Consider the following 22,276-nt stretch of genomic DNA (forward strand, 5'->3'; position numbering starts at 1 on the left):
TGTAGGCTGGGCTGTTTTTACCTAAAAGGCGCTCGTACAAGTATATTGGGCAAAAAAATCGGGTGATTAAAAAATCTGATGGGATAATTCTCACCCAGATGCCTTCTTTGCAAGAGACTTTAGCAAAGGTAACTCCTTCGGTGTACAGACTTAAAGATTTAATCAACTACCTTCTTTCGCCTCAATCTTTGCAATTTAAGCATCGTAATACATATCATTAGCCACAAAAAACCGACTCCATAACCTGCAATTATGTCTGTAGGCCAATGGACTCCTAAATATAAGCGGCTGATCCCAATAGCAGCAATTAAAATAACTGTCAAACTATAAATAACTTTAGCAAAATGAGGATAGTGAGTTGCCAATTCGTAAGCAATGAAACCATAAAGTACCATAGAGCCTAGTGCATGACCACTAGGGAAACTAAAAGATTTTTCAGAAATCAATTGATGCCACAGTTCTGGGCGAGGTTTAGAAAAAAACAACTTTAGCCCTGTATTTAAAATTAACCCTCCTAAGCAAGCAATTACAAAAACTTTTGCTTCTTCTTGGTAACGTCGCCACCAAAGTAATAAAACAGTAATACCTGCAACTATAACTACTGTGTTGGGATTACCAATATTTGTAACAAATAGCATTAAATTGTCTAAATTTGGATTGGCAAACTGATGTAGCCATAACAAAAAATTAGTATCAAATACAAAACTTTCTCGCTCCAAAACCTCTTCTGCCAGTTTTGCTAAAACAAAAAGGATTAGCAGACAACTAGCAAGTCCAACAATACCAATTGTGGCAATTAAGGGAGCCAAGCGAGGATGTATATGATGTAACCAGAAATTAGAAATTTGTCTGAGCATAATTTAATATTATTTATCATTAGAATGTCTAGCTACTACTAGTTTTTTATGCTTTAGCGTTGTGAACAATATACAAACCCCAAGTATTGATACAAGCACTATAGATGAACCGATAGTACCAAAATCTAGGCCACCTTTGATGTGTGGTTTTGTCAGAATATCCCCCAGTGTTGCACCAAATGGTCGGGTTAAGACAAACGCAATCCAAAACAACATGACTTGGGAAATTTGGGTATAATAATGCGCCGCCAGTACCAGGGCAAGCAAACTAGAAATTAGGAGCGCTCCTCCTGCAAATCCAAGTCCAGAACTATCGGCTAGAAAATCACCCATAGCAGTACCTAAAGTATTTGAAAAGAGAATTGTAGTCCAATAAAGCAGCTCAACTTTAGGGGTTTTAATATTATTAACAGATAGAGACCCAACACAGAATCGCCAGAAAGCCAAAATAGTTAAGAGAATGGTGACTAAAATCGTAGTCCCTGTAGCGTAGCCCAGCCCTAACGTGCGATCCATGAAATCTGACATTGTTGTGCCAGCCGTGCTAGTTGAAAGGATGACCGTCCAATAAAGCAATGGGTTATAGCTTTTCGAGATTAATTGAGTTATAAGAGTTGCTAAAAACACTCCAATCAATATAAGAGAACTAATCGCATAGCCTACATTTAGGGTCATCGATAAAAGGTCTCCTGCGGTTTCTCCCAGAGTAGTTGCACATATCTTCATGATCCAAAAGAAGGCGGTAATGTGTGGAAGTTTGCTCATTTTTACTCGTTCTTATTGTTGGGTTATCTACTTTATCTAAACTTATGATTTTCTCATAAAGAAAAAATTCAATAACTATCAAATTGCCAGATTATAAACAGAAAAATACCTAAGTTCGAGAAGGCGATCGCTAGTTAGTCTTGTCGGTCAATCGGCAGTAAGGCTGATTTATTCTGCTTAAGACTTAAGTAAATAACCAGACTCACGATTATAGAAAGAAAAAGCATACTGGTTCCGACAGTACCAAAACCAAAGCCACCATTTGTGGTAGATTGGGATAGTAAATCACCTATAGATGCTCCAAGCGGACGAGTTAAGATGTAAGCTAACCAGAATGCCAAAACTGCATTCATCCACAAGTAATAATAACCGATTGTTATGATTGCAATTGAAGCACCAAATATCAGTGCTGATTGTGCATAACCTAGTCCCAAAGACTCTGCTAAAAGGTCTCCTGTTGCAGTACCCAAGGCAAACGTAAACAAAACAGCTACCCAATAAAAAAGCTCTCTTTTAGCTGTATTGATGGAGTGCATGGCTAATGTCTTTTCGTTTGAATACCAGAGCGCAAACACTACCAACAAGGAAACACTAAAAATTACAGTAGTTGTCACCAAACTAACTCCAAGCTCGTCTACTAATCTATCAGTGATCAGTGTGCCAACGATACTTATTAAAACGACCACAAACCAAAAACTGGCGGGAACATAACGTTTAAGCTTAAACTGATTCAACAGCGCCATCAATAACACGCCGCTCATAATGTAAGATGTAATGCCTAAACCAAGATGTAGGGTTGCTGATAGAAAATCTGCTGCGGTTTCACCTACCGTGGTTGCCAAAACCTTAATAATCCAGAAGTAAATTGTAATCTCTGGAACCCTATTTAATATCTTATTCATAATCTTTCCCCTTCTTGATTTTTCCGTAGAAGTGAGATGTGTTGTCAGAAATTAGTGAGTGATTATACTTTACACAGCAAAAGTCAAGAAATAGTCAAGGTTTGATTGAAAACGGAATTTTATTCTGAGAAAGTCACTAAAAATAGCTGAAATGTCTACTTAAAAGTTAATTTCACCATTTGATATTAAATTTGTTGAACTTAAATCAATCTTGACTATTTCTGGACTTTTATTACCTACTGTGAAAATACAAACCCAGACTTCAAGGGATTTTACAAGTATGAAGATTTTAAGCAAAATTATTTTGGTAGCAGCTTTTATTGGTACTTTAGGACTTGCTGAATTGTCGAAAGCTGTTTCTGCAAAACAACCACAATCTTTTGTAGCAATTGCACGTCAACATCATAGTGTTACCAAAGTTGCTGAAGCCAGTGATGGAGACGGTGAAACCAACGATGATTCACAAGAAGCGGCGAAACTGCAACCGCTAGCTAAAATTACAGCACAACAAGCACAGCAAGCAGTTGAAGCATCTGTGGGAGGTAAGGCAAAAAGTGTCAAACTCGAAAATGAAGATGGCAACTTAATTTATGCTGTAGAAATTGGTCAGCAAGAAGTTACAGTAGATGCTGGTAACGGCAAAGTTCTTTATGTTGAAAATGCTAATCAACAAGATGAGAAGAATGAAGCTACTCGTCCCAAGAGTAGTATTCAAGTTAAAGAAACTACTGATGGCGATCGCGAAACCAATGATGATGGTAAGTAAGTAGGAAAGTTAAAATCACATTGTTAAGAAGTTGGTAAATGCACAGTAAAACAACTACCAACTCCTAATTGACTCGTAACACTAATTAATCCACCGTGATTTTGGGCAATAGCTTGAGCGATCGCCAACCCTAAACCAGAACCACCTGACCAATAAGACCGAGACTGATCGGCTCGCCAAAAACGCTCAAAAACCTTGTCAATATGCTCTGGTGCAATTCCCACGCCTGTATCTTGCACGTTGACATAAAGCTGGGAACCGACGCGACTAGTTCTGATTTCAACTATACCTCCTGATGGTGTATAGTAGAGTGCGTTTTCAATTAAATTAGTAAACAGTCGCGTTAATTGAACTGAATCACCTACTAGCTGAAGATTAGTAATTAATTTAAATTTAAAGTTAATTTGTTTAGCTTCAGCTTGAGGTTTATACAGTTGTATTAGGTTCTCTAATATTGAGGTTAAATTGAGAGTATCTCTATTCTGAGTCGGGACTTTATCGGTGCGTGCTAACAATAATAAGTCTTCTGTGAGGCGAGTCATCTGGTTAGTAGCACTGGCGATCGCTTGAAACTTTTCTGCATCTTTTGGCCCGATTTCTTCTGGATATTGTAGCGGTAACTCAGCATTAATTTTGATAGCCATTAACGGACTGCGTAGTTCATGGGAAGCATCAGCAGTAAACTGTTTGAGTTTTTGAAAGCTCTGTTCAATGGGTTGCATTGCTTGACGAGTTAGTAAAATTCCGCCAATACCACTAAAAACCAAAGTTATAATAATTCCACTGCTTAACACCAAGTCCAGTTTTTGCAGGGTTTCATCAAATTCTTCTAAAGATTGGCTCACTCTTACATACCCAACAAGCTCACCATTATCACTAGCAAAAATTGGAACAGTCACTACTCGGATAGGAACTTTACCTGTCTGAGTTTGTACCATTTTGTTTGGTAAAAAAGGTAAATTCAAAACAGTTTTTCCTTGTTGGTTAATTAAATTTCCCTGAGTATCAAACCACTCTAATCCTTGATGAGAAGCAATTAAGTCTTGGGGACGAAAGTCACTTTCAACTGTTAAGCGACCTTTTTCAGACTCTACATTTGCAGCTGCACCTTTGCCTATGGCTGTGAGTTTATCTGTTATTTGTTCACTCAGACTGCGAGTGAAAGCAAATCGGACTGCGATCGCAAATATTCCCAGCAGCGATGCAAACACAACTAAGTAAGACAATAATAAACGATATCTGATTCTTTGAAACACATTATTTATCGCCGTAAAATTGTTAATTATTAACTAAAAAATTGACTTATATTAATAAATACTGGGAATTTAAGTCCCCAACAACTAAGAAACGGCTAGTTTTGTGGCTCTTTATAAATACCCATTACGAATTACGAATTACGAATTATTTTAATTGTGTCCTAAACGATAACCAATGCCATAAATATTTTCAATCAAGTCCTCTGAAATTCCAGATGCTTTAAGTTTATTCCGCAAATTTGTAATATGAGTTTTAATACTTCCTTCTCCCGAAGATTTATCAAAGTCCCACAGTTTGTCAAGAATTGCGGTACGAGTGACAACTTGATTTGGGTTTCTCAAAAAATATTCTAATATCATATATTCTTTAGGAGTTAATGATATGATATTTCCTGCATAAGTAACCTGTTGAGTTGCTGGGTCTAGTTGCAAATCACCGTGGATTAAAATCTGGGGACGAATCTCTGGAGTTCTTCGAGCTAAAGCCCTGATGCGTGCTGCTAATTCTTTTAAGTCAAATGGTTTAATCAAGTAATCATCAGCACCAGCATCAAGTCCGATAATTTTATCGTCTGTTGTATCTCGTGCTGTCAGCATTAAAATCAAAACATTAGATGAAGTAGCGCGTAAACGCTTACATAAAGTAATGCCATCTAATTTAGGAAGCATTAAATCTAATAAAATTAGCTCATATAATCCTGACTGTGACCATTCCCAGGCTGCAAAACCATCGGTTGTTATATCTACAATATGGTGTTGTCGTCTTAAAAACTCGGCTAATGGTTTAGCAATGCGATCGTCATCTTCAACTATCAAAATTCTCATAATGCTCCACCTCTAAATTATTAGAGCTTGCTAACACAAAATCAGGATTATCTTACCTACAAGGGTAATCTTAAAATTTTTATCCTATATTCTTAACCTGAACTTAATTCGATTTGATTAATGTTCCTATAAATTGTTTATTTATCTCTGAACTCTCTGCGCTTTAAAAGTGGTTTGTTTCATCACTCAGACGCAGAGAACACAGAGATAAAATCTATTCTTAACTATTAACTTTTTGATAAAGAGTATTGCGTTGTTGATAAGGTCTTCCTAAAGAAGCGATCGCATTTTCCAAAGTTTCCACTTCCATACACGTACCACCCAAAGCACCTGCCATTGTGGTAATATGCTCCTCCATTAATGTGCCGCCGATATCGTTGCAACCCCAAAGTAAGGCTTCTGTTGCACCTGCAAGCCCCAGTTTTACCCAACTCTGCTGATGGTTAGGAATCCAATTACCTAAGTAAATCCGCGCTACAGCGCCTAGCAGCAGGGCATCACTCAAAACTGGTTGATCGCGTCCGACACGGCGGCGTAAGGGTTTGGGCGCTTCTTGCCCAACGAAGGGTAATAAAATAAACTCTGTGATGTTTGCGGGATATCCCTGATTAATGGCGGTTTGTTGGAGCGATCGCAATTTTTCTAAATGCCCAATTTGCTGTTCGTGGGTTTCAATATGCCCAGATAACATGGTGCTAGTGGTATGCAAGCCTAATTTATGAGCAGTGCTAACAATTTCTAGCCAAGTGGCTGTGTTAATCTTCTCTGGACACAATATCCGCCTTACTTCATCGTCTAACACTTCAGCTGCTGTTCCTGGCATTGAGCCAACACCAGCATCGCGCAAAGCAGCAATTACATCAGCATACCCAAGTCCATCAAGTCTAGCGATAAATTCCACTTCTTGGGGAGAGAAAGCGTGGAGATGTATGTGGGGAAATTCTTGTTTGATGGTTTCCACAACCTTGAGATAATAAGGCAAAGATTTACCATTTATCTGCGCTTGTGGATTTAATCCGCCCTGCATACAGATTTCCGTTGCACCCCGTTGCACTGCATCTGTCGCTTTTTCTAAAATTTGCGCCGAATCTAACCAGTATGCACCGGCATCACCATCATCTCGACGGAATGCACAAAAACTACAGTGTTGCTCACAAATATTAGTAAAGTTAATATTACGATTAATTATGTATGTAACCGTATCGCCTGCTTGAGTGTGGCGGAGTGTGTCGGATGTATGACGTATTGCTGCGATCGCCTCCTCGTCAGTTTGCTGTAACAATACCACTCCCTCTTCGAGAGATAAGTCGTATCCCATCAAGGCACGGTCAAGAATTTTTTCAACAGTAATTTTTGTCAGCATTACTTTCTTAACTTCTGAGTAAATCTTAATTTTAGGATCTTGTAAATAATAAAATTCTACTTAATAAATACACCAAGGTCTGGAGAATCCCAAGAACGGACATAAGTTTTATCTTTAAAATTAATTTCTTGAGATTTCTTTTGTTTACTTTTTTTAGTTTCCATTGAAATAATCCCGCAAGGTTCAAAATCTTTATAGGAAGCCTCTTTTTCTAAACTAGCTGAAATATTAGTTACATTAATATGTTGAATTTTAAGTGCTTTTTGATTATTTTGCTGCAAAAGTACCCATAAAGGGTATTCCCAAGGGTCATTTCCCATTGATAGCCCAATATCCGAGCATTTTTTTGAATTTAAAAACTCAACTGCTCCTGTGTAAGTACTTTTGAGGAATGGTCTATTACTAAAATACTGCTCAATTCTGGGGGTTTGGAATATATTATTGCTATCAATAATAGGTCTGTATCTATTAAAAAACACCCACGGCAATGATGAAATTAGCAAAAATGTTACTATAAAAATTGCTATTTTTTGCTGTTTTATCTTAGATAATACCACACCTACAAATGGAGAAATTAGAACAAACAAAGGTAAATGCAGACGACTATTCCAGACTTGCCATTTTAGCAAGTAGCAAAATATTAGAAATGTAGATACAGTAGCAATGAGGTAAGTAAAAATATAACTGTCTTTACGAAGATATTTTCGAGTTAAAAAAATAATAATACATATCAATATTAGTGCTAAATGTAATAAATTACCAGCACTATTTTCATTACCACTTATCCCAATTGTTGACCAACCTCCTGGCACAAAGAATGTCTGGGAAAAAGTTGTCCGAGGATCGTTATAATCTACACCGATGAGTATATGTATAAGTTGAATTAATCTGTTTGCTTTTCCATTCCAGAAACCAATCGGTGTTCCTATATGTAAAGCAATATTTCTCAGGATATTAGAAATGAGTATATTAACACCTAGTATTTCATTACTATAGCCACCCGGTTCACCAAGTGGGGAAGCAAACAAATTATAATTGCGTAAGTAGTGACTAATATTAAGTAATAAAGATATACTGCCTACTATCAAAGCAGGCTTCCATGCTTGCCAGTGTAAGCGTTTAATCAGGTAAAAACCAAACCAAATTAAGAAGGGAAATACATAAAAATAAGCAGTTCCCTTGCTCAAAATAGCTAATCCTGTGCTACTACCAATATTGATTGAATTCGTCCAAATATCACTTTTTCCTGCTTGGATAGTTGACAGCAAGTAGTAAGCAAGACAAACTAACCAAAATGCAACTACATAATCATTTTGAGTGCTTGAAGCTTGCAAAATTCCCATAGGAATTGTTGCAGTTACAACCGCAGAGAAAACTTGACCTCGTAAATCTGCTCCTAGTTGTTTTGCAATTAATGACACTCCAATAATACAGCCAATCATACTGAACCATTGGACTAAGTTAGCGAAGTAGTCACCACCACTTAAAAGCTGAAAATGCAAAATCACGAACTCTGACCAAGGGTTTTGATATAGCTGTGGGGTATAACTTGTTGGATAATGGGCAATGCTATGATTTTGTATCCAATGAGCAACACGGCTCATGTGATAGTCCATAGAATCCCAATTATTAGGTGGTGCTATGATGGCAATTAATCCAACTGTCGCTACAATGAAACCTATTCCATATAATAAATGTATTAAGGGTTTAATTTTAATATTTTTCTTTATTTGAGAAGAATTTATTTGCTCTGGCCTCGGAATTATTTGGTGATTTAGCCGAAAGTATATATAGATTAATATAATACATATCAATCCCCAAGTTAGCACTATCCAGCCAAAAGTAGTTAATTTAAAAAGACTTAAAAATTCTGTGATCGCAGTGACTAAAATTCCCCAGTAAGTAATTGCTAATATCAGTGACTCGCGCCAATCGATACGTTTTTTATTAACTAACAAAAAAATAGTTATTAAGGAAATAAGAGGTAAAAATATAAACATCAATAATATTACCCATTTTAAATTAGGACTTACGCACAAATAGCCCAAAAGCTTAATTTGTCGAACCGCCAAGACGCCAAGAACGCCGAGAATTCGTAGAGTGTGCGTAAGTCCTATAAATATAATTTCTCCTCTGGTAATTGTAATATGGTCTGAAGCCGCTTACTACCAGCTAATTTAATTAATTTTACACTGCGTAAGATACTTTGATTTATTCTTACCCACTTAAGAAACTTCCGGTTTAAAAATATGTTATTTCCGGGGCGCAAAACCTTGCGTCCCTAGAAATGTGCAAATAATTTTGGATAATTTATTTTTTGCCAGTCTAAAATTTAAGTAGGTAGGCGTAATTAAATATAAGATAAAAGCTTATCCTCAATTCTTTTGCTTGCTAAGGAGAGGGATTAAAGATAAGATTTTGTATTTAATTTAACCCACTTACTTAATGTACATTGTTATATTGGCTGGAATTCTCAGTAAAAGACTGATATTACTAACTTTCCCTTGCTTGTGGTGTGCGTCGGTGCTGTATTAGTAATCCGATCGCCATACCAATGCCGACAAAGGCTGTAAAGTAGAATAAACCAATCAATCGGATATAAATTGGTGGTGCGATCGCTTCAACTTCAACTTCTTGTGCTACCTTCACTGGTGCAAATTGACGGCTAGATCCTGGTAGAGGAGTTGCTTCCACCTCGATTTTGTGGGGTGAACCATCAAAAAACTGCTCTAGCCATGCTAACTTCCCTTGTTCGTCGGGAATACCTTTGTAATCAAAGACTGTTAAATTATGTTCAAGGGCGATCGCTTTTACCTGTAACGCTACATCTTTGATAGGTTGTCCAGTTGCGCTATCTTTCACCTGTAATGATAAGTTCGCAAGTTTTCCTACAGTTGCGTTTTTATCTCCACCAAGGTTAATTTCCAATCCCTGAGATTTTTGAGATGATGGTGCAATTACTTCGGTACTATTTGAATGGTGTTCGCTGCCATGAGCTTCTGCAACTTCTGCACTGATATTGATAACTAATAGGGTTACTATAGCTACCACTGTCAATGCACTTAATAAAAGGCGGACTGACTGTGGTGCAATTTCTCCTTGTTGGAGTTCTTCTTGTCCGCCAATAACCCAACCACCCAACAATCCAAGTGATAGCAAAATAGCTGCAATAACAACAAAGTATTTATATTTAACTGGATTTTCGCGGACATTCAGATTTAAAGTTTGCTGATATGGGGTAAAAGCATTTGCTACTAAAGGTGACACATTTACCAGCAGTTGGTAATTACCACGAATGGGTAACATCTGTTGAATTTCTAGCTTCCCATCAGGTGCAGTGGCATCCATTTGCAGCAATTTTGTTCCCTCAACAATGGGAAAATCTGTTGTTAACCAAGGATTCCGATTAGGCGTCAAAATTTGTAAGCTAATTTTGGCATTTTCTAATGGTTTACCCGCAGCATTAACAGCTTGTAACTTTAAGGTAACGGGAGATTGCGGTCTTTCTGCCTCTGCTTCAAAGGGGAGAATACGTTCTAAAGGTGGGTTGGTGGAGAGTAGCACTCTGGATGTAGGAATTTGGGAATTCCCTACAAAGGAATAAAGAATTGATAAAGTTATGCAAACAGCACTGATAACTCCAAAAAGGCGATATTTTTTCATAAAAACTTACGGTATATAGGATTACTATTTGATTTTTGAACGAAATTAGGTGTTGTAGAGTGTGTTAGAACGGAGTTCGTAACGCACTATTATCAAGGGTTTGATGCGTTATGCTGTCGCTAACACATCCTACGGATATTTTCATAAATAAAACCGGATTTCTATATGTGAAACTCATGTACTTTTGGCAACTAAAACTTAAATAGCAGTTGATGAAAGTTAAAGTAAAAAATTTAAGTCAAATAATTAGTCATAAACCAGACAACATTCTAAATCTAATTAAGGTGATGTAGAGATGGTAAATAAAGCATCTCTACAAAACCTAAAAGTATATCCAAAAAACACTGGCGCGAAATTTGCGCTATTTTAGCGTCGTAATTTCGTTAGATGTCAAAGCATTCTAAAAAATCTTGAGATTATGATAATTTAGTGACATGCAACGCCTAATGTGTGGTGACGCGTTGAGTGTGCTGTGTTATGAGCCGCAGGATAGGTAGAGAACAACACAGTCCAGATAACTAAAGAAGATAGCAACATATAAAGCGTTACCTGCACAGGCTTGGATAAGGTAATACCTGCGGTCTTCTGCAATGCTGAAATATGAGAAAAATTAGTCATTTTTGACCTCCTATAATAAATTCGGGTAATTCATTAATCAAAGGGCATTATGCCGCTTGATTGCAAAAAGATATACGATCAACTTTGTTTTTGACAAGTGTGTATCAAATGTATTGGGTAATTGGGCTTTAATGAATACTATACTATCTTTTGAAGATCGACTCATCATGAGACAGAAATCTCCACATAAAGTCCATACAAATAACAAAAGAATGACACATGGATTTGAATGATGGCATTTTCAATCCTGATAACACGAAGGTAACAGATAAAAATTTAAAATTGGTCATGTTGCCAATCATCCAAAATTCCTTGAAATGCAATTGATATTATCTCTAAGCTAATTAAATGTGCCACAGATTACCAACATATTTTATATCAAAGTTGCTAGATATTATACTCACTGTTTGTACTTAAAGTACTGCTGAAGCAATAAGCATATCAGGAATAGGCATAAAAAGTTAGTTTAATACAAATACTATTTATACATAAAATAGGCGTATAAATACTGTAAAAATTCAAGATAATTGGCTACACTTTTCAGGGACTGATTCTAGCTTTATCTAGATTTAGCAACTTAACTAGCAATTTTGAAGCGCCATAAAATTATTGACAATAATTATTAATTCCTCTAATATCTAAAAGCAATTGCAAATCTTTTGCAATTCTTTTTTGGCGCTAACCGTAACGAAATGTCATGCCCAACAACTTCGCTCTAGGTAACGGAAAACCCTGGAGCCGCCGTCAATTATTGCAGCTAGGACTAGCAGGTGCTGGAGTGACTGGTGCAGCTGGACTTTGGCAGATGCTAAATCTACAAAGTAAGTCAATGGTCAAAGTGCCACCAGTGCCACCATTCGATATTGAAGTACCAGACGACGTTACTAACCCGATGAGGATGTTAAGGGATTTTGATTATGGGACGGTAAAGCAAGAAAATGGGCGGACTATCCGCGAATTTCAGTTAACTGCCGGTACTTCCATCATTCAACTTAATAGTGCTGTTTCTTACAACATCTGGGATTTAAACGGACGCATACCAGGGCCAACGCTAAGAGCAAAACAGGGCGATCGCATCCGGGTACTATTTCTCAACAATGCGGGACATTCTCACTCTTTGCATTTTCATGGCGTTCATCCGGCAGAAATGGATGGTATTCGCCCAATCAGCAATGGTAGTGCCACAATTTACGAATTTGATGCTGAACCTTATGGCGTTCACTTATACCACTGCCATATTGAACCAGTCACCCGCCACATCGCCAAGGGATTGTATGGGATGTTCATCATCGATCCACCTACTGCGCGTCCCCCTGCTGATGAAATGGTATTAGTGATGGGTGGGTATGACGTGAATGATGATAGCCATAATGATTATTACGCCTTCAACGGTCTGCCGCACTATTACATGCATAACCCGATTCGCATTTACAAAGATCAGTTGATTCGGCTGTATGTTCTGAACATCATTGAATACGATCCGGCAGTGACGTTTCATCTCCACGCCAACTTTTTTGATGTCTATCGCTATGGCATGAGTATGACTCCTAGCGAGAAAACTGATGTGATTACGATGGGTGTTGCAGAAAGGCACATCTTAGAATTTGCTTTTCGCTACCCAGGTAAGTATATGTTCCATCCTCATCAGGATGCGATCGCAGAAAACGGTTGCATGGGTCAATTTGAAGTACTTGCCCAGAGTAGCTCTCAAGATCCTGTTAAAAAGTCCTGACAATATTGTTAGTAATTCCTAATTAATTTATTAAAGTTTTAGATAAATAGTTGATAAAAAATCTCATTATATGAGACAGTAAAATCTATGACAATCTGTCAAATAAACTAGCTTTTAGTAGTTTGCAATGTTTCAATTAATACCTTTTTTAGTTGTGCGAGGAGTAAAGATGATAAAAGTTCGTTATATCTGTTTAGCAGCAGCAGCAGCAGTAATAGTTACGTTAAGTTCTTGTAGTAGTACACCAACCGCAGAAAATCCATCAGCACCAGTTGCTAGCCCAGCTACAGAGGCAGTAAGTAATAACAGTCACAGTGGTCACGGTAGCAAAGAAAAAATTAACATTAACACTGCTATATTGTCAGAATTAGATAAATTTGAAGCCAAACTAGGTGTTCCGGCTTTATCGAATAAAATCCAGGCAAGTCGTCCTTATGGTAGCCCAGAAGATTTAGTCACTAAAAAAGTAATTACTCAAGAGCAGTTCGACCAAATTAAAGACCAGGTTAGTGTTCAAGAAGTTGCACTCACGGGTGAAGCAAAAGATGTTGACTACATGTCTAAATTAGGCTTAATGAAAGGGCATCTTTTAGTAGCACGAGAACTGTTGGATCAGAATCAGCCGAAGCAGGCAGAACCTCATATTGGACATCCAGTTGAAGAGATTTATGTTGATGTAGAAGATCAACTAAATGAGCGCAAAGTCAAAGAATTTAAGACAACATTGGTAAGTTTGCAAGACTTAGTAAAATCTAGTCCGAAGGATAGCAAAGTTAAAACTAATTTTACTTCTTCAGTGCAAGCAGTTGATGGAGCGATCGCAGCTTTGCCAGAATCTCAACGCTCAAAGCCAGGATTTGTGCTACAGGTAATTAACGAATTGCTAGATTCAGCCAATTCCGAATATGGCGCAGCGATCGCAAATGGTAAAATAACCGCCCCAATTGAGTATCAAGACTCCCGTGGTTTTGTCTTTTACGCCAATGATTTATACAAAGGGATTTCTAGTCAAGTAGCTCAAGCAGATCCCGAAGCGCACAAAGCGATCGATACTAGTTTCGCTGAACTTATAAAAGTTTGGCCTGCTGCCATCCCACCAGCAAAAGCAGTCAAAACTCCTAGTGATGTTACCAAGCTAGTGAAAACCATTGAGGAAAACTCTCAAAAAGTGGTTGACAAATCCAATACCCAAGCACAGCGATAACACTTTAATTTAATGGGAAGTATATGATAAGGAGTTTAAAATAGTTAGGAGTTAAGAGTTAGGAGTTATGAATTAATAATTAGGAGTTATGAATTATAAGTTATGAATCCTGATCTAGTAACTCCTAACTTCCAACTCCTAACTCATGAAAATTCGTTACTTGAACTAACAACTGATGCAAGAACTTGACCAGAAAAAGACCATTGACCTGCTGAACGCCATCATGGAATTTGAACTAGCAGGGGTAGTCCGCTATACACATTATTCTTTGATGGTGACTGGCCCTAACCGTATTCCAATTGTGGCATTTTTCAAAGCACAGGCAAGTGAATCTTTACTTCATGCTGAACAAGTGGGAGAAATTCTCACCGGTTTAGATGGGCATCCCTCCTTAAAAATTGCCCCAATGGAAGAAACCTACCGGCATAAAGTCAAGGATATCTTAGAAGAAAGCTTATCCCACGAAAAAAAGGCATTGGATCTGTATAAAAATCTGCTCGATACTGTTACCAATGCCAGCATTTATCTTGAAGAATTCGCTCGCGGTATGATTGGGCAAGAAGAGATGCATAATCTCGAACTCAAAAAGATGCTACGCGATTTTAGTTAATAGTCATTAGTCCTTAGTCATTAGTTAAATTCAAATGACAAATGACTAATGACTAAGGACAAAAAACAAAGGATAAAAGATGGATTTTAGTACTGCTCTACCTACTTTTGTAATAACGCTCCGAGAAGGAGTAGAAGCTGCCCTTGTTGTTGGCATTGTGCTAGCTTTGCTGAAAAAAGCTAAACAATCCCGGCTCAACTCCTGGGTATATGCTGGTGTCGGCGTTGGTATTGTCGTCAGTGCCTTAATAGGCGTGCTATTCAGTTGGATAATTCAAATACTGGGAGCAGCAAATCCTCAATACACCACCGTAGTTGAGCCAGCGTTGGAGGGTGTGTTTAGTGTATTAGCGATCGCAATGCTCAGTTGGATGCTAATCTGGATGACTAAACAAGCCAGATTCATGAAAGCTACAGTTGAAGGAGCAGTAACAGAAGCACTCACACAAAACTCAAATGCTGGTTGGGGTGTTTTTACTTTAATTTTAATTGCCGTTGTCCGTGAAGGCTTTGAAACTGTTCTGTTCGTTGCTGCTAATTTCCAACAGGGATTAATGCCAGCATTGGGTGCTATTGGTGGTTTGGTAGCAGCATCCACCATTGGGGTGCTGTTATTTAAAGGGGGTGTCAAAATTAACATCCGCCAGTTTTTCCAGGTAATGGGCGTTTTATTAGTATTAATTGTCGCTGGGTTAGTAGTTTCAGCCTTAAAACATTTTGACGAAGCAGTGGCTAACCTTGCCCTTAGCAGTCGCGCCACAGAAGGACTTTGTTTCTATTACGAACGTTTTACAAAAGTCCACTCCTGTATTTTGGGGCCAATGGTTTCCAATACTTCCACAATCTTGCCTGACGAACAGTTTCCTGGCATTATTCTTAAATCTTTATTTGGTTATAGAGACAATCTTTATCTTGTGCAAGCAGTGGGATATGTGGCATTTTTACTCACCATTGGAGGACTGTATTTCCGCAGCCTTGGAGGTACTTTTTCTCAAAGTAAAAAAAATATCCCCTTTGGTCAAAAACCAATTAGTTCTGCAAAAGATTAAAAGCATAGTCAGTTGCCTTGTTCCCAGTCTATCTCTGACTGGGAATCACCTTAGCGATCGGTATTTGTCACCAACACAAAGTAACCAAAGCTTTCCTATAAGATTACTATTTGATTTTTGAACAAAATTAGGTGTTGTAGAGTGTGTTAGAACGGAGTTCGTAACGCACTATTATCAAGGGTTTGATGTGTTAGCGACAGCGTAACGCATCCTACGGATATTTTCATAAATCAAACCTGATTCCTATAGAGCTGATTAGGTAATGAGCAAAACTTTTATATTAAATTCCTTACTGTTGCTTTCTCAAATACCCAATCCAGAAGTAAAATTTTTAGATTTAAAAAATAAATTAGAAAAAAAAGGGTTTCAGGTAATCATTGCACTACCACCAAAGCGAGGAGCTTATGGGTTACTAAGAGAAGCTGACAAAAAAATTTGGATTAATCCCGTAGTGTTTGAGTTAGGTATTGGGACTCAAACATTAATCCATGAAACTGTTCATGCAGCGCAAGTATGTGCCGGAAAAGGAAAAATCAAAACTTTAGGTTTAGACATTCAACCAATCAATTATGCTAGACCATTTTTTAAACGTTATACTGATATGAAACGACAAGATTTAGAGAGAGAAGCCTATGCAGTACAAACTCAACCTAATAGTTTTGAGTTAGCTGTATCTCTTCTTCAACAACACTGTAAATAGCTTCTTTCATCTGGTTTAATATTATTATCTCATCTGTAGCCTTATTTTAGAGAATTGGTATAAGACGAGCTAAGTACCCTGTGGCGCAAACAAGGCTTGCTTAAGCTGCTGACAAGCCTTTTCAATTGCATTTATACTACCTGGATTCACCAGGCCATAATAATCAAACACATAGACTCGGTTATTTTTAGTAGCTTGCAGTTGTTGCCAAAAAGCTTCCTTTTTCAGTGAATCTAAAAGCGCTACTTCCGAATTTCCTTGTGGGGGATTAACCAAAATTATTACCTCTGGATTTGCTTCTAAAACCTTCTCAGCCGAAAGCGTCACATAGCCACCAACAGGACTTTTACCTTGTAAATCTGCTGCTATATTTTTCGCCTGGAATTTCGCCAGCAAATCGCCTGCCCAACTGTTTTTATTTGGCGCTAAAATTGGTTGACGACTAACCAACGCTAGAGTAGAAAAACCTTGGATTGGCTTTTCTGGCAGGAAAGTTTTGTAACGATTTAACAAAGGCTGAGGATCAGCGTCTATTGATTTAGCAAGTGTTTTAGTAAGTTCTTCTAGAGATTCCCAATTATTCACCTTAGTTAGAAAAGTCGGAATTCCTAGCTGCTGAAGTTTTTGAATTGGAATGTTAGAAAAACCTTCTGCACCAATAACTAAATCTGGTTTGAGTGCTACCACTTTTTCTAAATTTGGCGGACTTTGCCCTTCACTAACACGGGGAATATCGTTAAATCTTGAGTCATTCTTAAATAATTTACTACCAGTAATGCCAACAATTTTTGTTTGATCGAGTCGAGAGATAATGTCAGCAGAAAGAGAAGAAAGAGCAACAACTCTTTCTGCTGATCCTTTCGGTAATTGCTGAGAATTTGTGTTTATTCTCTCCGTAGTGCTTGTGATTTTTGTTTGTGGCTGCTGAGTGTTTACAGTCGTGCAAGCAGCTAAAAATATACTCATCAAAAGTGCTAAAGCAGATAAAAACCAGCGACGATGCATATTAAAATTCCTTTTAGGGTAAGAATGGGATAAGCAGATTTTCACTAACTAAGGTAGAGGCAGAATTTACCTAATAACAGACTAAGCTTGGTGTATCTTCAAATGTTTTATACTTCCCTATATGTGTTTATGTCTTTATCAAAAAATTCAGCAACACTAACAAGCCTTTGGTAGTCTTAAAAAAATAGGTTTAAAAACCTCCTGTTATTTAAATGTATAATTCTATACAAACTGACTACAATTATCTGAATTGGGGTCAATGATTATTGTGTCCATCTACTGCTAGATATGTCTAACCATCCTTTGAACGTTGCAAGATCAACATTATTTTGGCGGCGTCTATTCGCTATTGTTTTCACTAGTAGTTCGTTGCTCCCCAACTTTGGAAGCGAACCAGCAAGGGCACAAGTAACCCAGTATTGTCAATTATCATCAACGGCGGCACAAGAAAAAGAAAACTTACGTTTGTCAGCCCTCAAAGGCAAACCAGATGCCCAAACCCGCTATCAAAACATTGTAAAAAAACAAGCGCAGGAATTACAGGAGTGTCGCACTAGGACTTGGCCGCAAGTCCAAGCCATTTGGTTGCGCTTGTATCCTTGTGATATTCAGCCAGGAATAATTGACCAGATTATGGATCGGATTGTCAACCGTGGCTATAATCAAGTTTATTTAGAAGTATTTTACGACGGGCAGGCATTATTGCCAGCAAAAGCTAACCCGACGGTTTGGCCTTCTGTAATTCGCACCCCAGGAGCAGAAAACGCCGATTTACTCGCTACAGCAATTCAAAAAGGTCGGCAACGCGGTTTAAAGGTTTACGCCTGGATGTTTACTACCAATTTCGGCTATACTTACGCCCAGCGCCGAGATAGAGAAAGTGCGATCGCTCGTAATGGTAAAGGTCAAACGAGCCTATATGTAGTAGATAACGGCTCTCAAGTATTTATCGACCCCTACAACTTGCAAGCAAAACGCGACTACTACCAATTAGTAAAAGAAATTTTGCGCCGTCGCCCAGATGGCTTGCTATTAGACTATGTGCGCTATCCCCGACAAGCAGGAAGTGATTCCATCGCCACCAAAGTTTCAGATTTATGGCTATTTAGTCCCGCAACCCAAGAAGCTTTATTTAAACGGGCACTAAATTACAAAGGGCTGGAATTGATTCGGCGCTTTTTGAGTAAGGGATTTGTCGGCGCTGGAGATATAGCGGAAGTTGATAAACTTTATCCTCAAGAAGGGGAACCTCTGTGGCAAGGACGCATTCCCTCACCAGCGCAAAAATCAATCCTGTCTGCAACCGATAGACAGCCGCTTTTACAATGGGAATTATGGCAGCTTGCTGTTGCCCACGCTATGCAAGGAATTTTAGATTTTGTCACCATAGCCAGTTATCCAGCAAAGCAGCAAGGTATTTCCACGGGAGTAGTGTTTTTCCCGGATGGCAACCAAACTGTAGGACAAGGATATGATTCCCGTTTGCAACCTTGGGATCGCTTCCCTACTTCATTGCAGTGGCATCCTATGGCTTATGGAAATTGCGGTAATGCCAGTTGTATTGTGACGCAAGTGCAACGAGTTTTGAGTATGGCAAAACCGGGTACGCAGATAATCCCAGCTTTAGCAGGCAAATGGGGAGAATCTATTAGTAATCGTCCATCCCTAGAAGCGCAAATGCAGGCACTTCGCAAATTTTCCCCTCAACTGAAGGGAGTTAGCCATTTTGCCTATTCTTGGCAATATCCTGAGAGTGATAACGATCGCAAATTTTGTCGTACTCGGTAAACAGCAGATACTAAATATCCACATCGTAAGACTTCTAAAAAACTTTTTGGTTTACTGATTGCCAAATTTATGTTGTAAGTAATAAGTTACATGCCCTGTGATAATTTAAGAGGTGTTTGAAAAGTTCTATGTTGTGATATTAATCAAATGATTACTCCCCTTAATCCCCCCTTGTAAAGGGTGGAAACAAGAAAATGCGGTTCCCTCCCCTTTATAAAGGGAGGGTTAGGGTGGGGTAAAAGAATATTTGAAAAGTCGCGGAAGGTATATTTTTGCCGTTCTGATTTGGGTTAAATGCTACGAAAAATAAATGTTTTAGCCATATAATGCTTCGCTGTGCTAAATAAAATATGAGAGCAAAAGACCCTTTTAAAATATTCTCTAAACGGATAACTATTCTAGCTACTAGAAATTATTGAGGATTAACTATGGAACCTGTTTCTATAATTATTACGGCTTTAGGTGCTGGTGCGATCGCTGCTACTAAAGATACCGCAGGAACAGCCGTTAAAGATGCCTATCAGGGTTTGAAGACTTTGATTAAGAAGAGGTTTGCTGACCAAGGTAAAGAAGATGATAGCAATATCGTAGATAAGCATGAGAAAAAGCTGGATTCTGAAGCAGTTAAAGCATTGCTTAAAGAAGAGTTAGTAAATCTAGGAGTTGATAAAGATGCGGAAATTATTAAGTTAGCGCAGGAGTTACTGAAACAGGAAAAGCCAGAAGAGTCAGCAGCAGGTAAGTATAACACAGTATTTCAAGGAGAAGTGAAAGGGATTCAGGTGGGCGATCGCAACACACAAGAAAATAAATTTAGCTAGAAGCCACTGGAGTATCTAGATGGCTGAAGAGAGTTCTAACTACAATTCAACTTTTCAAAATGAAATCAAAGGTGCTGTAGTTGGTGAAGGAAACATTATCTACAACTACTTCTACTCCAGGGAAGAGGTAAAACCTGTTGATTCTGCGATCGCTATTGATGAACATCTCCCTTGTCCTTACAAGGGTTTATTTCATTTTGGCCCCAATGATGCTGAGTTTTTCTTTGGGCGGAAAATTTTTATAGAAGAACTTTATATTACAACTAAAACCCGTAATTTTATACCCGTGCTGGGTGCGTCGGGGAGCGGTAAATCTTCGGTGGTATTAGCTGGATTAGTCCCTAAGTTACAAAAAGAGGGTCATTGGCAGTTTACTCACTTTCGTCCTGGTTCTGATCCTTTCCATGCGATCGCTTTAGCTCTTGTTCCTCTTTATACACATGATTTAGATCAAACTGACCAAATTGCCCAAGCCCGAAAGATGGCTGGTTACTTGCAAGATGGCTCTGTTCCTCTCTCGGACGTTTTTGCTAAAATTCAGCAAAATCACCCTAATCATCGGGTGCTACTGATTGCTGACCAATTTGAAGAAATTTACACGCTCTGTAACAATCAGGAAATTCGCCGTAAGTTTCTCGACTGCTTATTAGCCAGTCTAGAAACTCCTGTTTCCCTGTCTTCATCGGCTACGGTGTTGGTGACAACGATGCGGGCAGATTTTTTGGGAAATGCTCTCTCCTATCGTCCTTTTGCTGATGTCTTGCAAAATGCTGACTTGAAACTGGGGCCGATGAATCGGAAAGAACTAACAGAAGTCATTGAAAAACCTGCCCAAAAATTAGCGGTGACATTTGAAACCGGACTGGTAGAACGCATTCTGGATGATGTGGAAGACCAACCGGGAAATTTACCTTTGCTAGAGTTTGCATTAACAGAGTTGTGGAACAAGCGAACGGGTAAACAATTAACTCACAAAATCTATAAAGAAATTGGTCAAGTAGAAGGTGCATTAGCTCGCCATGCTGATGAGAAATATGGCAACTTGACAGATGATGAAAAGAAAAAAGTCCGGCGGATTTTTATTCAATTGGTGCGTCCGGGTGAGGGAGCAGAGGATACCAGACGCATAGCGATGAAAGCGGAATTGGGGGAGCAAAGCTGGTCTTTGGTAAAAAAATTAGCTGATGCTCGGTTGGTGGTGACAAGTCGCAATCTCAGCAGTCAAGAAACGGTCGAAGTAGTTCATGAAGCTCTGATTCGTAATTGGGGAGAATTGCGAGAATGGATGAATACAAGCCGCGTTTTTAGAGCTTGGCAAGAGCGACTGCGGGGAGCAAAGGGACAATGGGAAGCAACAAATCGAGATTCGGGTTCATTGTTGCGTGGTGCAGCTTTGGCGGAGGCAGAAGAAAAACTGAAAGAACGCCCAGACGACTTAATTGATGAGAAAGAATTTATTGAGCAGAGTATCCAAGAACAACAGCGCCTCAAACAAGCTGAAGCAGCTCGCAGAAAGCGCGAAATCAGAACCGCTTGGGGGATTGCGGCTGGTTCTTTGGTGGCGATGGTAATTAGCGGTGGATTGGGTTTCACGGCATGGAATCAGAAAAACCAATCGGAACTCAATCAAGCCGAATCTCTTGGTCGATATTCTTTGTCTCTATTGAATGAAAATAAAGACTTAGAGGCTTTTGTCCAAGCAATCAAGGCGGGAAAAATTCTGCAAAGCCAACATACAACTAACCCAGAGGTAATGAATGCTTTGCAGGTAGTTAATTTTTCAGGAAGAGAACGCAACCGCTTGCAAGGACATGATGGCTCTGTCAATAGCGTCAGTTTTAGCGCCGACGGCAAGACATTGGCTTCTGGCAGTTATGACAACACGATCAAACTCTGGAATCTAGAGACAGGAAAGGAAATCCGCACTCTCAAGGGACATGATGGCTATGTCACGAACGTCAGTTTTAGCGCCGACGGTAAGACATTGGCTTCTGGCAGTTGGGACAACACGATCAAACTCTGGAATCTAGAGACAGGAAAGGAAATCCGCACCCTCAAGGGACATGATGGCATTGTCGGGAGCGTCAGTTTTAGCGCCGACGGCAAGACATTGGCTTCTGGTAGTAATGACAGCACAATCAAACTCTGGAATGTAGAGACAGGAAAGGAAATCCGCACCCTCAAGGTAGATGGTAGCGTCAGTTTTAGCGCCGACGGCAAGACATTGGCTTCTGGCAGTTGGGACGGTACAATCAAACTCTGGAATCTAGAGACAGGAAAGGAAATCCATACCCTCAAGGTACATGGTAGCGGGAGCAACGCGATTTTGTGAGGTGCTAAAATCTGGGACGTA

19 protein-coding genes are annotated in these 22,276 nt (G+C 38.9%); 9 read left to right on the forward strand and 10 right to left on the reverse strand.

Annotated elements, in window-relative coordinates; genetic code table 11:
* Positions 1-158: 158 nt before the first annotated feature.
* From CDC33_RS04470 to CDC33_RS04480, 3 genes are all read right to left on the reverse strand, one after another.
* Complete coding sequence (locus tag CDC33_RS04470) at positions 159-857, reverse strand: phosphatase PAP2 family protein (protein ID WP_109007469.1); 699 nt, start codon at positions 855-857, stop codon at positions 159-161.
* 9 nt (positions 858-866) lie between these two features.
* Complete coding sequence (locus CDC33_RS04475) at positions 867-1,622, reverse strand: COG4705 family protein (RefSeq protein WP_109007470.1); 756 nt, start codon at positions 1,620-1,622, stop codon at positions 867-869.
* Positions 1,623-1,756: 134 nt separating this feature from the next.
* Complete coding sequence (locus CDC33_RS04480) at positions 1,757-2,524, reverse strand: COG4705 family protein (RefSeq protein WP_109007471.1); 768 nt, start codon at positions 2,522-2,524, stop codon at positions 1,757-1,759.
* A gap of 280 nt (positions 2,525-2,804) precedes the next feature.
* On the opposite strand from CDC33_RS04480, the gene CDC33_RS04485 reads away from it, so the two are divergent.
* Positions 2,805-3,290: a PepSY domain-containing protein gene (locus tag CDC33_RS04485; RefSeq protein ID WP_109007472.1), complete on the forward strand. Its 486-nt coding sequence runs from the start codon at positions 2,805-2,807 to the stop codon at positions 3,288-3,290.
* A 23-nt stretch (positions 3,291-3,313) separates the two neighbouring features.
* Here the strand turns inward: CDC33_RS04485 and CDC33_RS04490 are convergent, their stop codons facing one another.
* The 6 genes from CDC33_RS04490 to CDC33_RS41570 form a co-directional block, all read right to left on the reverse strand.
* Positions 3,314-4,546 carry a HAMP domain-containing sensor histidine kinase gene (locus CDC33_RS04490; RefSeq protein WP_109007473.1) on the reverse strand — a complete coding sequence of 411 codons (1,233 nt, stop codon included), beginning with the start codon at positions 4,544-4,546 and terminating at the stop codon, positions 3,314-3,316.
* Between the two features lie 150 nt (positions 4,547-4,696).
* Positions 4,697-5,371 (reverse strand): response regulator transcription factor, encoded by a 675-nt coding sequence (locus CDC33_RS04495; RefSeq protein ID WP_109007474.1) that lies wholly within the window; start codon positions 5,369-5,371, stop codon positions 4,697-4,699.
* A gap of 220 nt (positions 5,372-5,591) precedes the next feature.
* A complete protein-coding gene (gene cofH, locus CDC33_RS04500) occupies positions 5,592-6,734 on the reverse strand; it encodes a 7,8-didemethyl-8-hydroxy-5-deazariboflavin synthase subunit CofH (protein WP_439956587.1) in 1,143 nt (380 codons plus the stop codon).
* A gap of 56 nt (positions 6,735-6,790) precedes the next feature.
* Positions 6,791-8,806 (reverse strand): ArnT family glycosyltransferase, encoded by a 2,016-nt coding sequence (locus CDC33_RS04505; RefSeq protein ID WP_244919139.1) that lies wholly within the window; start codon positions 8,804-8,806, stop codon positions 6,791-6,793.
* Positions 8,807-9,227: 421 nt separating this feature from the next.
* The gene (locus CDC33_RS04510; RefSeq protein ID WP_109007476.1) at positions 9,228-10,397 is read right to left on the reverse strand and encodes a hypothetical protein; all 1,170 of its coding nucleotides are present in this window, start codon (positions 10,395-10,397) and stop codon (positions 9,228-9,230) included.
* A 426-nt stretch (positions 10,398-10,823) separates the two neighbouring features.
* The gene (locus tag CDC33_RS41570; protein WP_109007477.1) at positions 10,824-11,015 is read right to left on the reverse strand and encodes a CbtB domain-containing protein; all 192 of its coding nucleotides are present in this window, start codon (positions 11,013-11,015) and stop codon (positions 10,824-10,826) included.
* Positions 11,016-11,712: 697 nt separating this feature from the next.
* Between CDC33_RS41570 and CDC33_RS04520 the strand changes: the two genes are divergently transcribed.
* From CDC33_RS04520 to CDC33_RS04540, 5 genes are all read left to right on the forward strand, one after another.
* Positions 11,713-12,747: a multicopper oxidase domain-containing protein gene (locus CDC33_RS04520; RefSeq protein ID WP_109007478.1), complete on the forward strand. Its 1,035-nt coding sequence runs from the start codon at positions 11,713-11,715 to the stop codon at positions 12,745-12,747.
* Between the two features lie 169 nt (positions 12,748-12,916).
* Entirely contained in the window at positions 12,917-13,951 is a 1,035-nt protein-coding gene (locus tag CDC33_RS04525) for a 4-helix bundle domain-containing protein (protein ID WP_109012438.1), read from the forward strand.
* Between the two features lie 175 nt (positions 13,952-14,126).
* Positions 14,127-14,561, forward strand: coding sequence for a ferritin-like domain-containing protein (locus CDC33_RS04530; RefSeq protein WP_109007479.1), 435 nt, complete (start codon positions 14,127-14,129; stop codon positions 14,559-14,561).
* Between the two features lie 79 nt (positions 14,562-14,640).
* Positions 14,641-15,609, forward strand: a complete 969-nt coding sequence (locus CDC33_RS04535; RefSeq protein WP_109007480.1) for an FTR1 family iron permease — start codon at positions 14,641-14,643, stop codon at positions 15,607-15,609.
* 262 nt (positions 15,610-15,871) lie between these two features.
* Positions 15,872-16,309, forward strand: coding sequence for a hypothetical protein (locus CDC33_RS04540; RefSeq protein WP_109007481.1), 438 nt, complete (start codon positions 15,872-15,874; stop codon positions 16,307-16,309).
* Between the two features lie 69 nt (positions 16,310-16,378).
* Here the strand turns inward: CDC33_RS04540 and CDC33_RS04545 are convergent, their stop codons facing one another.
* Positions 16,379-17,314, reverse strand: a complete 936-nt coding sequence (locus CDC33_RS04545) for an ABC transporter substrate-binding protein (protein WP_109007482.1) — start codon at positions 17,312-17,314, stop codon at positions 16,379-16,381.
* A gap of 288 nt (positions 17,315-17,602) precedes the next feature.
* Between CDC33_RS04545 and CDC33_RS04550 the strand changes: the two genes are divergently transcribed.
* The 3 genes from CDC33_RS04550 to CDC33_RS04560 all read left to right on the forward strand — a co-directional run bounded on the left by CDC33_RS04550 (position 17,603) and on the right by CDC33_RS04560 (position 22,255).
* Positions 17,603-19,102, forward strand: coding sequence for a family 10 glycosylhydrolase (locus tag CDC33_RS04550; RefSeq protein ID WP_109007483.1), 1,500 nt, complete (start codon positions 17,603-17,605; stop codon positions 19,100-19,102).
* Between the two features lie 428 nt (positions 19,103-19,530).
* On the forward strand, positions 19,531-19,923 hold the full coding sequence (locus CDC33_RS04555) for a Het-E N-terminal domain-containing protein (RefSeq protein ID WP_109007484.1): 393 nt from the start codon (positions 19,531-19,533) through the stop codon (positions 19,921-19,923).
* Positions 19,924-19,942: 19 nt separating this feature from the next.
* Complete coding sequence (locus CDC33_RS04560) at positions 19,943-22,255, forward strand: nSTAND1 domain-containing NTPase (protein ID WP_244919140.1); 2,313 nt, start codon at positions 19,943-19,945, stop codon at positions 22,253-22,255.
* Positions 22,256-22,276: the final 21 nt, after the last annotated feature.

The organism is Nostoc commune NIES-4072, from assembly GCF_003113895.1.
GTDB lineage: Bacteria > Cyanobacteriota > Cyanobacteriia > Cyanobacteriales > Nostocaceae > Nostoc > Nostoc commune.